We start from the raw sequence: 14,373 nt of genomic DNA, 5'->3' as shown, positions 1-14,373 counted from the left end.
CCAGAGTTCCCCGGGACCGCGGCGCCGAGCATTCGGGTGGTTCGAGGGCATGCAGTGGGTTCGCCGGCGCCCGGTTGGTTCGAGGGCATCCGGTTGGTGCCGGGCATCCAGTTGGTTCTGGGGCCGAGCCCGTCGAACGCTGTCGAGGGGCTCGGCCCGCTCGACGGGCGATCCGGCTTCCCCAGCCGGCCGGATAGCCGCAGTCGAGCATTCGGTTCGTCTGTGCAGGGTGATTCGTTGTGCGGCCGAAAGTTTCGTTGTTGGGCCGGGCCGGCGACTCCACCAGTCGCCGGCCCGGCCTGCTCGACGGCGCCGTCCCGGCTTCCCCAGTAACCCGGGACTGCTGCGCGTCGATATTTCGGGTGGTCGGTGGGCGGGGCGTCGACTCCGGCTGCCGACGTCCCGGCCCGGCTGCTCGACCGTCGGATCCGTTCCCTCATCGCCGCGGATCCGCGCCGGTCGAACTCGTGGTTCAGTACGCGGTGTCGACCGCGGGAGTTGCTGTGTCATCGGGGATTTCGTCCTCCGGTGTGATCCGGCACAGTTGCCGATGGACCAGGACGTGACCGCGCAGGGGATAGGCGATATCGTCGGCCAACGAGCGGGTGTTCGACTCGACGACCGGAGCTTGCTCGGTCGGCGCGCCGGAATCGTTGTGCGGGAACAGATATCGCGCACCTTCGCGCGCCGTCGTCTGTTGCGTGCCGGTGGGTGTGGTCCACTGCAGCCGGTCGGCTTCGGCCAGCCAGGTCTCCCACGGCACTTTTCGCTTGTCCACCAACACTTTCAAGCGGTTGTGCCGGGTGCACAGTGCCGTCACGTCGGCGCGGGTGGCGGGGGAGCGGTGGTGTGCGAGTTCGGATTCCGCCGCGGGCATCACGCAGTTCGGGAACCGGCACATGCCGTCGAGAGCGCGCACCTCGCGCGCCAATCGCGGTGTGTGCGCGACCTGTTCGGCGGCGACCGGCTCGTCGGCATCCGACTGCTCCGGAATCACTTGGAACCGAGCATGTTCGGCGACCATCCGCGCCAGCGCCGCATCGATCGGACCGTAACCGGCCAGGAACGCCGGCGCCTCCGTCATGCCGAGCAGCGTGTCCGCCGGAATGCCGATCTGGATCAGCGGCCGCCGCGGCGGCTGCGCCACCTCCCGCTTCGGACATCGTTCGCCACGTCCGCACGTGCACCGCAATCGCCCCGAACCGTCCGCGAGCGCCACCAGCGCATCCGCTCGCCGCTGCGGCATCGTCCGCGGATCCGACGAACACACCTGCAAACTCATCTCCCGCAGCCGCATCGCCACCGTCTGCGCGCCCGGTGCCGGCAACACCCCGTCGAACACCGCCATGCTGTCCTGGATCGCCCGAATCCGGACGTCCCGATCGTCCTGACGCCGCTCCCGCCGCCATTGCGCCCCAACCGGATCCAGCCGCGCCACCCACCGCCGCGCCGTCTGCCGCAGCCGCCCCGGCGTGGTCCTGGTCGCCGTCTCCAGCAACCGCGGCTCCAACTCGGCCAGCACCTCCCTGGCCACCGCGCGCGTGTTGTCGATCAGCACCCGCACCTTCGCCAGATCGATCCGCCCCGCGGCGAACTCCGCTCGCGTGCGCGGCAACCACCCTTCCAGCGCCAAACCCACATCGATCATCGCCGCGACCGACCCCTCGTCGACCTGGACCGCCATCGCCGCTTCGGTCGCCGCGAACTCACCCGCCCGCACCCCACCCGGCCCAGGCTCCGCACTCGACGCCCGATGCCGCCGATACAACTCGCGAACCGCGAACACCTCCGCCGCCTGTGCCGCCGCCGCGGCCCCATGCGCCGTCCGAAGGGCCTCGATCAACCCCTCATCGCTCATGGCCTGAAAGTCCATCACCGAGGAACCGCCTCCTTCGAACATGCGTTCGAGTCTACGACTCCGAAACCCCCGCCGCCACCCCCAATTCAAGGCGATTTGGCCGCCACCACACCCGTGGTGTAACTTCGTTCAGGCAGTCAGGGAAACCTGAAAGCAACCACTCGGGGCTATGGCGCAGCTGGTAGCGCACCACACTGGCAGTGTGGGGGTCAGGGGTTCGAGTCCCCTTAGCTCCACCGATGTAGTCGGTATACGAACCGTCCCTTCGGGGGCGGTTTTTGTATTTTCCGCCTTGGGCGGGTCCTGTGGGGTGGGGGATCCGGAAGATCGGGCGCGATGGCGGTGACCTTCGGGACCGCTCGCAAAACCCCATCCGTCTTCCGCAAGAGTTAGCCATCTTCCGGAGAGGGGCGGGACTCAGCGTCGCGAAGCCGAGAGCGACCGGTCCACACCAACGAATCCGTCGGGGTTTGCCAGTCGGTCAGCGGACTCGGTAGGACTGGCTGCCGCGAAACAGGTAGATGTTTTCTGTCGACAGCCTGCCCGACCGGGCCGCCCGGACAGGTCAGACCGGCTCGTGCCGGTGCTGTTAACGCAGGGGATTCGCGGGATGCTCGGCCGTCGAATCGCCGACATGCGCGAGAAAGCGCAGTAAGACCGTGGTCACGTCGTCGGGGCGCTCCTGTTGGGTCCAATGGCCGCAATCTTGCAGCAGCACAGTCGAGTACAGCTGCGGAGCGTCCTGTTCGAGGTCGCTGAGCACCTGATCTGCGCCGCGCGCAGACAGGGCGGAGTCCCGGGTACCCCCGACATACAGCGCCGGGACTTCGATCCGACGGCCGTGAAAAGCGGACAGCAATTTCCAGTTCCGGTCGATATTTCGATACCAGTTGAGCGCGCCGGTGAAGGCGCGATCACCATGCCGGTCGAACTCCCGGACGTATACGCCGATATCGTCCTCGCTCAGCCAGCCAGGCAATGGGATCGCGTGCGCCGCCGGGTCGATGAGCCCCTCCGCGGGCACGATCCACGTCCGCGGTTCGGACTCGCCGGAAGCGCCGGTCAGGATATACCGGAAGCTGGCGGAGGGGTCCTGCACCAGTTCGGCGTCGGCGATCCCCGGTTGCTGGAAATAGACCTGATAGTACTTGTCGCCGAAACGCTTTCGCGAGGTGGCGAGGGGGACGCACCCGCCGGGAAGGTGAGGGGGCACACTCAGACCCGCCACTGCCCGCACCACATCGGGGCGCAGCATGGCGACCGTCCAGGCGACTATGGCACCCCAATCGTGTCCGACCACCACCGCCTGCTCGGTGCCCAGCGCGTGAATCAGCCCGATGACGTCACCGGCCAGATGCAGCAGGCTGTACTCCTCGATCTCGGCAGGCTGGTCACTGCGGGCATAGCCACGCTGATCGGGAGCCACGACCCGATATCCCGCCGCGGCCAACGGCTGGAATTGATGCCGCCACGAATACCAGCACTCCGGGAACCCGTGCAGCAGCAGAACCAGCGGCCCTTCTCCCTGCTCGGCAAGATGTATCCGGAGATCGCCGATCTCGACGAAGCTGTGCTCTATCTCGTCTATCACACTTCCTCCTCGGTTACGGTCGGCTAGTTCCTTCTTGCGGCCAATACAGTTTCGGTCAGGTCCGGAATACTCCGCGGCGGTACCGCGAACGCATTCTTGACCTGGCGCGTGAGGCGGTCGGCCAGCACCCGGTGTGTACGAATTTACTGATCCGGAGCTGTCCGCGGCCAGGGGCAAGTGGTCAAACTACCGCTGGGATATTGACCATTCGGCGCACATCAAGTGCTACGAAGTACTCTTTGACTGCTTCGTGCGCTTCACCCTTGAACATTTGGCGCGGGATGCGGCATGCTCAGGTTATGAGCGCATCTGTGCCGGATGACGTGGCGGCAGCCGTACGCCGAATAACGGCCGCGTTGGCTGTCGACCTTCCGGTGCTGACAGTTGAAATGGTCCGACTGGTGTCCTCTGAAGTATCTGATCTGCGGCGGCCGGATATCGAAGAAGTAATGCTGGCGCTCGTCCGAACGAGTATCGGAACTCAAGTGGATCAGTTGGCGCGAAGCGTGCCATTGGAATTGTCGGCACCCTCCGCGGAGGTCGTACAGCTGATCCGGTCACTCGTGCACCTCGGCGTTTCGCTGCATGCCGTGCTGCGTGGCTTCAGGATCAGCACGCAGTTCATGGTAGAACGTTGGACCGACGCCGTCGCGGTCCACGGGGTCGATCCGCGGATAGCGGTCGAGGTGATCAAAGCCGGTATCGCGGAGGCGCTCGATCGCGCAGAGTTCGTTACCGAGCGCCTGGTCGAGGAGTTCCGCGACGAAGACGAGCGCCGCGCACGGGAACGCTCACTGGCCCATGTCGAAGACGTGCGCCGCTTGTTGTCGGGCGCTCCGGTAGATGTCGGTGCCGCCGGTAATCGATTGGGTTACAACTTATCCGGACGCCACGTGGCGCTCGTGGTACGCGACCGCAGCGCGGGACCTGCGGACGGAAGCGCGCTCGACACGGTCGTACGCAAACTCGTGCCTCCGGGTCGAGGGCTTTCCGTGCGGATCGATCTGCGCACCGCGTGGTGCTGGCTACCGAGGCCGCTGGAGGAGCCACCACGTGTGCCGACGTGGACGGAACCGGTTATGGTCGCGATGGGTTGTCCCGCAAATGGGTTGGACGGATTCCGGCAGAGTCATCGTCAGGCCGTCGAAGCAATGCGGGTCGCCGAACTCGCGCACCGATCGTCGTCGACGGTGACCGAGTACAGCGAAATCGCTTTGGCTGCACTGTGTTCGAACGACCCGGAGAAGTGCCGCGACTTCATACGAACGCAACTCGGCGGATTGGGTGCGGACGATCCTGCAACCGACCGCCTCCGCGAAACGCTGCGCGCCTTTTATGCCGCCAACAGTAACTACCGGGCGACCGCTGCGCGGCTCGGATTGCACCACAACACGATTCGCTATCGCCTGGAACAGGTCGAGCACGTGCTCGGCCACCCGGTCGACGAACGACGTCTGCCCGTGGAACTGGCACTGCACCTGGCGGATATCCTCGGCACCAGTGGCGCGCCCACCGCGTGATGGCCGTCGTGCTCACAGCACTACGACAGTGCGCAGCACTTCCTCGTTGCGCAATTTTCGGAACGCGTCCTCTACCTGGTCGAGCGTGATCGTCTCGGTGACGAAAGCGTCCAGATCGAGGTGGCCCTGCCGGTACAGGCCGATCAGGTACGGGAAGTCGCGAGAGGGCAGGCAGTTGCCGTACCAGGCGGATTTGAGTGCTCCACCGCCGACCCGCAGGTCGAGCAGCGGGATGTCGAGCACGATGTCGGGTGTGGGCACACCGAGCAGCACGACCGTTCCTGCGGTATCACGGCTGTAGAAGGCCTGCTTCCAGGTGTCGAGCCGTCCGATCGCGTCGATCACCACGTCCGCGCCGTGACCGTCGGTGAGTTCGCGGATTCGTGCCACCGGTTCTGTGGCACGTGCGTCGACGGTGTGGGTGGCCCCGAATGTCCGTGCCCAGCCGAGCCTTCGCCGGTCGGTGTCTACCGCGATGATCTTCTCGGCCCCGGCGATGCGGGCCCCGGCGACCGCGGCGCTGCCGACCCCGGCACACCCGATCACCGCGACGGTGTCACCTCGATCGACCGCGCCGGTCCACAACGCGGCACCCACTCCCGTCGCGATCCCGCACCCGATCAGCGCCGCCGCCGCGGGCGCGACTTCGGGGTCGACCTTCGTGCATTGTCTGGCGTGCACGAGCGTCTTCTCGGCCAGCGCCCCGAGGCCGAGCACCGGTGTGAGAGCGGTGCCGTCGGCGAGGGTCGGCCGTTGCCCGGCGGTCAGTGGCGCGGCACAGTTCCACGATTTTCCGCGCCGGCAGGCCCGGCAGGCGCCGCAGACCGCACGCCAGTTGAGGATCACGAAATCGCCCGGCGCGATGTCGGTCACGTCCGCACCGACCGCCTCTACCGTGCCGGACGCTTCGTGTCCCAAGAGAATCGGGAAATCGCCGCCGCCGATCCCGTCCCGATAGTTCGCGTCGGTATGGCACACGCCGCACGCCTGGACCCGGACCACCGCCTCGCCGGGTCCGGGGTCCGGAATTACTATCTCGGCAACCTCGACCGCGGCTCCCACCGACCTTGCGACCACGCCGAGAACGGTCTGCACCATGACACCGCCTCCTCTTCTACAGAGCGTCGACATAAATCAAAGCTCCGATCCGGGTGGACAATTCGATCACGACGACCGCCGATCCGATGCGCACCCGGCGTTCATGAGGTTCGACGTTGCCAGGTGTCGCCGTCTTTTACGAGTGGCACCCTTTACTCCGCGGTCAAGCTGAGCTTTACCGATCGTGCGACACGACTAGGTGGAAAGACTTGTCAGGCGATGCAACTGGTGCCGGAGCAGTTCGGCCAATTCCTCCGCCTCCGCTGCGGAGGGTGCCAAGCCTGTGATCGACAACTGTCCTTGAAAGGTGTAGATGAACAGCACGTAGTACGGTGCGAGTGGTGTCATAACCGATGCGCCGACCGGGTCGGTCACCTGTGGATGCGGCCGGAAGTCTCGGACGATCAGGGAGTCCGGCGTCACCAGTTCGGGTATAACTCCCCAGTTGGTCGCACTCACGGTTGCCGGCCGGTAGGAGTACTCGGCCTGCCAGGCGGCGATTTGATCGGAAGGGTAGAAATAGTACCGAGTCAAGCTGCCGTCGGCGAGATCGCAGGCCAGTTTTCCGGTTACCGCTCGGGCCAGTTCCAACAGGTCGGCCGAGGATCCAGGCGGGGGAGCGAAGCGTGCCATGCTGAGCATGTTCGTCGCCTCTGTGAGGCCGACTGGTGGTTCGAGCCTACTGCGCAAATCCACGGGGAACGAGTACCGCACTTCGGGGAGATCGACTTCGGCGGCGTCGGCCACCGCGCAGAGGAGCGCTGCGGACACCAGTCCGTTGACGGTCGCACCGGCCGCGTGGCCCAACTCGATGACTGCTCTCGTCTGTTCGGATGTCAGTCGCACCAGTCCGACCGGTGCCGCTGTGCTGTTCGGAGTGGTTGAACTGTCACGCGCCGCTGTGACAGGGTCCGCCTCGGGCCGTGGGTCCACGTCGTCGATACCGTGGTGGCGCAGTATGAACTCCGTCGATTGCGGATAGGGCTGCCGCTGTACGGCAACCTCTCGTCCGTCGATTGCTGCGGTGTAGTAGCGCCACAAATCCTCCACCATTCGAAGTGCGTGGCCGGCGTCGGCGATCGCATGGTGGATCAACAGGGTGACCCATGCGGTGTCGACGTCCTCGTATTGCACTTCGATACCCGCGGTGCGGTGCCCGATCCCGGTGGAGCCTGTCGCCGAGTATGCGTTGTCGCGGACGCGGATGTAGGGCGCGTCGCCGGCGCGGGCCAGTGCGGCGCCCCCCAACGCGCTCGCGACGATACGGCATGACAGCACCGGGTTTGCGGTTTGCAACGTCGTAAATGCCTCGGTCAGGCTCTCGAGTTCGAGGACACCGTGTACGCAAACGGAGTAGCCCACGCAATATCCCACCGCAGCAAACTGTAATTCGCTGCCGTCCAGTGCACGAACCAGCGTCTCGGTCGTGGCCTCAATGCTCATGGTTTCTCCTTGGAATACCGTATCGCGGCCGACCAGTAGCGGACCACGCTGTACTCTGAGGGGTGCTCATATATTCATTGCGCACCGTCGGCGAGCATCCGATAGCAGGCAAAAATATCGCCTCAGCCGTCGTCACTCGGCAATAACTCTATCCGCCCGAGCGTCGATTAATGAGGGACGAATGGTCAAAAACTCGGCTAATGGTCGACCATGTGGTGCATTGCCTCGCCTGAGCGGTCTGTAGGCATCGCTCCGATCTGGCGTATCGAGCGGCGGGTGCCCCGGCGGTCCCCAGGCGAGGCGCCGCGGTCCTGTCGGCATAGGCGATGCAGGACAACCGGTCACGCCGCCCCTCAGGCGGCTGGCGATGATCGCCGCGTCCCACCGGGGGAAGACCAGTGGAGGTAGGACCAGCGATTGGCGGCGCCTGGCTGTTCCGGGGTTCGGTGGGCAAGTGTTATGGCTCATAGTGGGATTGCCATATCAATCGTGACGCCGCTTCCGGATCGGACTCCACCGTGGGTGGGTTGTGCCATATCCGGGTGAGCATTTCCCCGACTCGGTATTGCGGCCATCCCGGGTCGCCGGTGCGGGCGAAGGATGTCCAAGCTGTGCGTATCTGGCGTGACAGGGGGTCGAGATTCGTCTCGGACCCGATCAGCTCTGCTGCGGCCCCCTTGGCGCTGCCGAAGATGAACGGGACGTCGATGCCGTGATAAGCGCCGAGTGCGCGGGGTTCGATCGGCGAGGGGAAGGTGAATTCGTACGCGAAGGTGCGGCCGCCGGCTCGAGCGTGGGATCGCGCGCAGTAGAGCGATGGCATTCGGAAGAGCGCGTCGGAACGAATCAGAACATCCAGGTCGGGTTCAGGTAGTCCGGGGTGTGCCTCCCGATACGCCTGTATTGCGCCGGTGGCGAGCCCTTCGGAGTGTGCCGTGATGTCTGGGGACGTCACGGAGCCAGGGTGTGCATAGAGCCGGAACTCGTCTCTGGTGAACCCGGCGATCAAGTCCACCCCGCGACCGGCGCCCGCGCGCATTCCTGCCCAGGGAGTCGTCGGCAGGACTTCGTCACCGATGACCGGATAGTACGGTGTGAATGCCTCGGTCGCGGTCCACGCCGAGGGGTCGGCCGCGAACGCGGCCAGAGCCGCGCCCTCTGCCGCGTGAATCGTCTCGGGAGGCACCCCGGTGAGCGCCGCGACGGTGGGAGGCGCTCCGATTCCGGCAAGAATCAGCTCGCTCACCCGGCGGCTTTCGGCGGCGCTGTAGAACCGGGAACTGGGGCTCTGCACTATCGCGCGCTGGAAGAGACCAGCTGATACTGGTGATGACACCAGCATCGCCACCGACGTCCCGCCTGCCGATTGGCCGAAGATCGTGACCTTGTCCGGGTCGCCACCGAACTCCGCGATATTGTCCTGGATCCAGTGCAGTGCGGCGAGCTGGTCCAGTGTCCCGCGGTTGGCCGGGGAATCTTCCACCCAGCCGTAACCTTCGTAGCCGACCCGGTAGTTCACCGTCACCACGACCACGCCGTCGTGGGCCAGGACCGCGCCATCATATTGAGGATTGCTCGTCCCGCCGAACCTGAAGGCACCGCCGTAAAACCAGACCATCACCGGTAGTCGAGAATTGCCGATATCGGGGGTCCACACATTGACGGTCAGGCAATCTGTGCTGTCGCCTGGTCGCCACTCGCCGACTGTCCCCGCCATCGAACCCTGCGGCGGGACGGCACTGAAAGCGTGCGCCGGACGAACGCCATCCCACGGCTGCGGCGGCTGCGGCGGCAGGAACCGATTCTTCCCGTCGAGTGCCGCGGCGTAGGGCACACCTTTGAAGACGGAGACCGCGTCTGATGTCTCTCCGCGGACCGCTCCGAACCGAGTCTTTCTGATCATACGAACACATCCTTCGGATCTCCGCCTGTCTGACGGGGACATACAGCTCCCTGCATGGCGGCCGAGCGCAACGCCGACGCCGTGAGGCCGTCACGGGCAGACCCTGGCCTACTTCAGGTCGAGCAGGACCTTGCCGATCGCGCCTTGTTCGACGGCATCGTGCGCGGCCGCGGTCTGTTCCAAGCTGTAGTGATGCAGCGGCAGACCGGCGTCTTCCCCGACCCGCAGAGCCCGCTCGGTGAGTGCGGAGCTGACGTCATCGATGGCTGCCCGCAACAGCGCCGTGTCAAGGGAATGCAGCACGGTGAATTGGTAGCGCAGGTTTTTGCGGTAGGTCTCCCGCAGTGGCAACGTCAGTGTGTCGCCGCCATTGTCCGCGTAGATCGAGACGGTGCCGTGGATCTTCGCAACGGCCAGATCCAGCGCATTATTCTGTGCCGGCGCGACTTCGGCGATCAGATCGACCCCACCGGGTGCGATCCCGAGGATTTCCGGGGCGGGATCGGACTCTCGGTAATTCAGCACGTGATGCGCGCCGGCCGCACGTGCCAACCTCGCTTTCGTGGAAGAGCTCACGGTCGCTATCACCCTCGCCCCTGCCCAGCGCGCCAACTGGATCGCAGCGTTGCCGACCGCGCCGGCGCCCCCGGCGACCAGCACAGTTTGCCCCGCCAGCGCCGCAGGGCCCAGCCGCGTCACCGAACCGGAAGTCAACAGGCGGTGCGCGGTCAGGAACGGCACGCCGAGCGCGGCACCGAGATCGAAAGAAGCACTCTCCGGCAGCGGGACAACCCGGTGGGCGGGCTGCACGGTCAGTTCACTGGCCGTACCGTAGCCGTGACCCTGCTGGGCCAGCAGCAGCCATACCCGGTCACCAACGGCGACATGATCGACACCGGGCCCGGCGGCCTCGACGAAGCCCGCACCGTCCTGGCCGGGTGCCAGCTCGCCATCGACAGGGCCCGGTGCCGCGCGAAACCCCCAGTCCGCTGGATTAACGCCGGCGCGGACGATGCGGACCACCACTTCACCAGGTCCCGGTGCGGGATCGGGCCGCTCGACAAGACGCAGCACCGAAGATGGACCGGTCTCTGAATAGACGATTACGCGCATTCCTCTCGCAACCTCCGCACGCTTTCGCTGATGTCGATCGATGAAACACGGATTACCATTGCGTTCACGGTGCACCTTTGACAAGGTCATCGAGGGCTCGTACCGCGGGTAGTCCAAGAGGCAGATCCGACGGTTGGTCGAATTCCCACCACGGCGTGGTTATCGCTACTGTCCCTACTGTCAGCCGCTTTGATCGAATCAGTTCGCCGAGCATAGTAGTTAATTCCATTCCCCGTCCTCCGAGTTCGTCATAGAAGGTCCACCACGACGGGGTCAATTTGATGAGTCCGGCGTAGCGTCCATCAATCTCGGATACGTCACGGGGTCGTGCGCCGATCTCGGTGAGTCGACCCGCTGCGTCATGGCGAAAAGTTTCGGCATCGATCAACGGGCCGCCGAACCGCTTGCGCCACTTGGGCTCCCAGTCAGGATCGTAGGCTACCGCAGTGGGCCAGAACGACCGGAGCAAAGCGGCTACGGTTGCTGCGGAGAACAAGACGTCGCCGTATGCAACGACGAAAGGCTCATCAGCGAGCCAGCCGCGCGCCGCAGCAAGCGAATCGACCACCGTCGACTCTTCCCACAGAGAGTTGTGTAACGCCCGAAGACCGGTAGGTTCCCAAGATCCAGCACGCCAGCCGGTCACGACCGCGATATCGTCCGCACCACCGCGGGCCAGGGCTTCCAGTTGCCGCTCCAGCAACGTGGTTCCGTACATGCGCAGCATGCATTTTGGATGGGTCGCGGTCAGCGCGCCCATTCGGCTTCCGCTGCCCGCGGCGAGAACAACGGCTTTCACGCCCTGCTCCGAAACAGAGCGGTGATGAGCTCGATATCGTCTCGGGCCTCGACCACGTAGCGATCGGTGACATAATGCGCGGGCACATCAAGCGATCTCGACATTCTGGCCCTCCATCTCTGACTGACCCAACTCAGCGAAACTGTTTGCTCTTGTGCTGCACTTGTCATGGCAGGATCCAGGAATCTCCGTTGACAAGTAGGCCGCCGTGCTCATCTCGACAGATAAGGCGTTGGGCAGATGGTTCGGTGTTGACGTCACGCCCGAGAGCTCACGCACCGCCTGCTATTGCAATACCAGGCACGCTACCGACAGGCAAACTCGTTAGTCTACATCCAAGCGGTGCATCTTAATGCCAAAAATTGACCAAATGGTCACCGCTCAGGTCGCTGACCTGGTTGCGCCTGCTCCACGGCGGGCACATCCGGTTCGGTTTCGGACCAGGGGCTACTTCGCAACAGCGAGTTCGGCTGATTGAGCCAGAGGTACGCGCATCGCGCTTACGGTCGATGCCGGTAGTGCGGCCATGTGGCACAACGGCCGCCTCAATCCTGACTGTATGGGTCGCCGGATTCGAGGTTCGAACCAGACGTTACGGCACTATTGGTCAATAGGCAGGGATTCTCCAAATTAGCGGTTAGCCCACACGAAGATCCCACTCAGAAGTGAAATGCCGACTGATACGGTGAATAGCTGGAAAGTAATGGCGTCGGACCGTACCGATCGTAAAGCCAGTGCGCGAATCGCGGTGGTCCATGAGAATGAGGCGACCATGACATCGCACACCATCAGGGTGGTGCGGCTAGAGGTTGCGTCCTGCCAAAGGTATATGTGCATGACAACAGGAGTGGCTGCGACCATTGTGAAGAAAAATAGCCGGACTGGCAATTGGCCGAAAATTGCTACCGGTGTCCGTCGTCCGACCGCAGCGTCTCCATGAATATCTCGTAGGTCTTCGAATATCTGAGGTAAGCACGTAAATATGGTCATGAGGCATAGCCATCTCCAGCCGGTTGAGTCGATCGGCCCGGATAGCCGCCATGCTGCAGCGGTCATGCAGAAGAACGCGAGACAATTGGTGGGCACCTTGGTCCAAATATAGTCTCGTGGACGCGCGATCAAATGGTTGAAAAAGGTAGCGATGAGCCAGCCTGTGGACCACAGCCAGATATTCAAAGGTAGACTGAACGACACGAGTAAGGCTGCAGCAAGAATGTATCTTGTCAGCATTCCGCGCGGGGTTGCGAGGCCGGTAGGCAATGGTCGGTAGGGTTTATTTATCGAGTCTTCCGCACGGCTTCTGACCTGATTCGACGAGTCCCAGGTGTACAAGAAGAGAACGGATAGCGCGAAAGAGATCGCGAGCGTCTTCAGTAATTCTCCGCCGTGGACGTCGAAATATACTGCTGCACTCAATGCGAACATGTTGGTCACAAATACCACGCTGATGGTGTTGGTCATCATCATGCGGATAGCTATTTCTGGCTCCATCGTCAGCTGATGGTGCATCGCACTGATTCTATGTCGAGTACCGGCAGTACCGCGGTTCTGGCTGTTTCGTGTCGGTGACGTTGCAGGTTCGAACATTGCTTCTCCAATAATGGCCTTGCTTCTAATATCGCTGCTTGCAAAGATCCTTTCTTGCCGGAGGCCTGACGGTGCCCTGGCCGTCATATCACTAGTGCCGGGGAGGCGAGTATCAAGCAGTACTGATAGCAATAGATGACGTACGTTATATGGTCGGCGCGTGCGGTCTCGGCTGTGGCGATGCGAAGCGATATAATCGCGCTGAATATCGCGATGATGACTTCGAGCACCGTTGCTGTCGAGAAGTATCGAGGTTCTGCGTACAGTGTGCAATGCAGTAGGGCTGGATAAGCTATGAAGCCTATCGCCAATAAGATTCGAGTGCGATTGATCCCGAAATATTGAGGGAAAGTGCGTCGTCCCACGGCTTCGTCGCCTGCCGTGTCCCGCAGATCCTGGAGAGACACCAATGCAAAGTTTGCGGCCGAGATAACGACTATCCACCGCCATGTGGTGTCGTTCAGATAGTTCGCTAGTGAAGCGCCTGCTGCGAGCATCGCTATAATCCCGACCAGCATTGTTATGTTCTTGAAAATCCAATTTCGAGACCAGTGTAGTTGGTTGTGCATAAAAGATATCGCTACCCATATGAGCGCCCATTCTATGACTCCTAGGAGCCACCCTGTGAGTATGAAAGCGGCTGTGGCGCCGATGAGTCGGCGGCGCATGCCGTCAACATCGACAAGACCGCGGACAAGAGGGCGGTGCGGCTTGTTCAGTCGGTCCTCTTCCAGTCCGGCGATTTGGTTCGAGAGGGTGAAGAAGTATCCGTATAGAAAGAAGTACAGCATAGACCCAGCGGCTATATTGAATAACTCAGCTGGTCGGCTCTCCGCCGCTGCGCTCACGCTTACGGTAAAGGTGACTCCGGGTACAAGCGTGATAAACGTGTTGTCCAGCGAGAACAGGGTGCACGTGGTGCGTATTTCGTGGGCGCTCACCGATAGTAGCCGCCGGGTCTTCAGCGAAATTGTGGGTGCGGCGCTTCTGTCGTGCATCGTTATCTCCCGTTGAGGAACGGCGTTGCTAGAGCTCACTTAGCCGTGATTGGGTGGTATCCAGTCGGCACCGGTGTTCACGGGGTCGAGGCCTCGGGTGTCGAGGACTCTCGCCCCGCCGTTGCGGTGTGTTTGTCCGAGGCTGTCGGCGATGACCGGGATAGGTGATCGTGCGACGATCCGAGGTAATGCCCGGGCGTCGTCGCGGGAAGGGACGGCGACTCGGACGATTTCACATCCGGCGGCAGTGAGCTCGGCGATCTGCTGCAGGATGGCGTCGGTGTCTGCGGTGCTCGTAGTACACATCGACTGCACCGAAATCGGCGCGCCGCCGCCGACCGGAACAGACCCGACCATCAGTCGGCGCGATACACGCCGCGCTGCCATCGGGAGAGGCGCTCTGGGGGTGCGCAGATAGATGATGCTCATCGCGAGCTCCCAGCTGATTCGTGTGCCCGCGTGG

Annotated in this window: 10 protein-coding genes, 1 tRNA gene and 1 pseudogene; 2 read left to right on the top strand and 10 right to left on the bottom strand. The window is 63.3% G+C overall.

All coding sequences use genetic code 11. The features are described from left to right. Window positions 1-472: 472 nt before the first annotated feature. Window positions 473-1,900, bottom strand: coding sequence for a DUF222 domain-containing protein (locus tag O3I_RS43170; protein ID WP_014987561.1), 1,428 nt, complete (start codon window positions 1,898-1,900; stop codon window positions 473-475). Window positions 1,901-2,021: 121 nt separating this feature from the next. On the opposite strand from O3I_RS43170, the gene O3I_RS33955 reads away from it, so the two are divergent. After that, window positions 2,022-2,094 (top strand) — tRNA-Ala (locus tag O3I_RS33955). Window positions 2,095-2,447: 353 nt separating this feature from the next. On the opposite strand, the gene O3I_RS33950 is transcribed toward O3I_RS33955, so the two are convergent. Next, entirely contained in the window at window positions 2,448-3,449 is a 1,002-nt protein-coding gene (locus tag O3I_RS33950; RefSeq protein WP_014987560.1) for an alpha/beta fold hydrolase, read from the bottom strand. Window positions 3,450-3,748: 299 nt separating this feature from the next. Here O3I_RS33950 and O3I_RS33945 point away from each other — a divergent pair, with 299 nt between their 5' ends. Further along, the gene (locus O3I_RS33945) at window positions 3,749-4,969 is read left to right on the top strand and encodes a PucR family transcriptional regulator (protein ID WP_167829197.1); all 1,221 of its coding nucleotides are present in this window, start codon (window positions 3,749-3,751) and stop codon (window positions 4,967-4,969) included. A 12-nt stretch (window positions 4,970-4,981) separates the two neighbouring features. Here O3I_RS33945 and O3I_RS33940 read toward each other — a convergent pair whose 3' ends face one another. From O3I_RS33940 to O3I_RS33920, 8 genes and pseudogenes are all read right to left on the bottom strand, one after another. Continuing rightward, window positions 4,982-6,067 carry an S-(hydroxymethyl)mycothiol dehydrogenase gene (locus O3I_RS33940; RefSeq protein WP_014987558.1) on the bottom strand — a complete coding sequence of 362 codons (1,086 nt, stop codon included), beginning with the start codon at window positions 6,065-6,067 and terminating at the stop codon, window positions 4,982-4,984. 195 nt (window positions 6,068-6,262) lie between these two features. Then, window positions 6,263-7,510, bottom strand: a complete 1,248-nt coding sequence (locus O3I_RS33935; protein WP_014987557.1) for a phthiocerol/phthiodiolone dimycocerosyl transferase family protein — start codon at window positions 7,508-7,510, stop codon at window positions 6,263-6,265. A 457-nt stretch (window positions 7,511-7,967) separates the two neighbouring features. After that, window positions 7,968-9,413 carry a carboxylesterase/lipase family protein gene (locus tag O3I_RS33930; RefSeq protein ID WP_014987556.1) on the bottom strand — a complete coding sequence of 482 codons (1,446 nt, stop codon included), beginning with the start codon at window positions 9,411-9,413 and terminating at the stop codon, window positions 7,968-7,970. Between the two features lie 108 nt (window positions 9,414-9,521). Further along, window positions 9,522-10,526: an NADPH:quinone reductase gene (locus tag O3I_RS33925; protein ID WP_041563045.1), complete on the bottom strand. Its 1,005-nt coding sequence runs from the start codon at window positions 10,524-10,526 to the stop codon at window positions 9,522-9,524. 64 nt (window positions 10,527-10,590) lie between these two features. Then, window positions 10,591-11,325 (bottom strand): NTP transferase domain-containing protein, encoded by a 735-nt coding sequence (locus tag O3I_RS44270; RefSeq protein WP_014987554.1) that lies wholly within the window; start codon window positions 11,323-11,325, stop codon window positions 10,591-10,593. 630 nt (window positions 11,326-11,955) lie between these two features. Next, entirely contained in the window at window positions 11,956-12,834 is an 879-nt protein-coding gene (locus tag O3I_RS44265) for a UbiA family prenyltransferase (protein WP_167829196.1), read from the bottom strand. A 161-nt stretch (window positions 12,835-12,995) separates the two neighbouring features. Beyond that, a complete protein-coding gene (locus O3I_RS44260; protein WP_141691878.1) occupies window positions 12,996-13,910 on the bottom strand; it encodes a UbiA family prenyltransferase in 915 nt (304 codons plus the stop codon). A 144-nt stretch (window positions 13,911-14,054) separates the two neighbouring features. Then, a pseudogene (locus O3I_RS33920) lies at window positions 14,055-14,339 on the bottom strand (flavodoxin-dependent (E)-4-hydroxy-3-methylbut-2-enyl-diphosphate synthase); the annotation flags it as partial. Window positions 14,340-14,373 lie beyond the last annotated feature (34 nt).

Origin of the sequence: Nocardia brasiliensis ATCC 700358, assembly GCF_000250675.2 — a bacterium.
In the GTDB taxonomy this organism is placed as follows: domain Bacteria; phylum Actinomycetota; class Actinomycetes; order Mycobacteriales; family Mycobacteriaceae; genus Nocardia; species Nocardia brasiliensis_B.
This window is presented reverse-complemented; position numbering and strand designations above follow the sequence as displayed.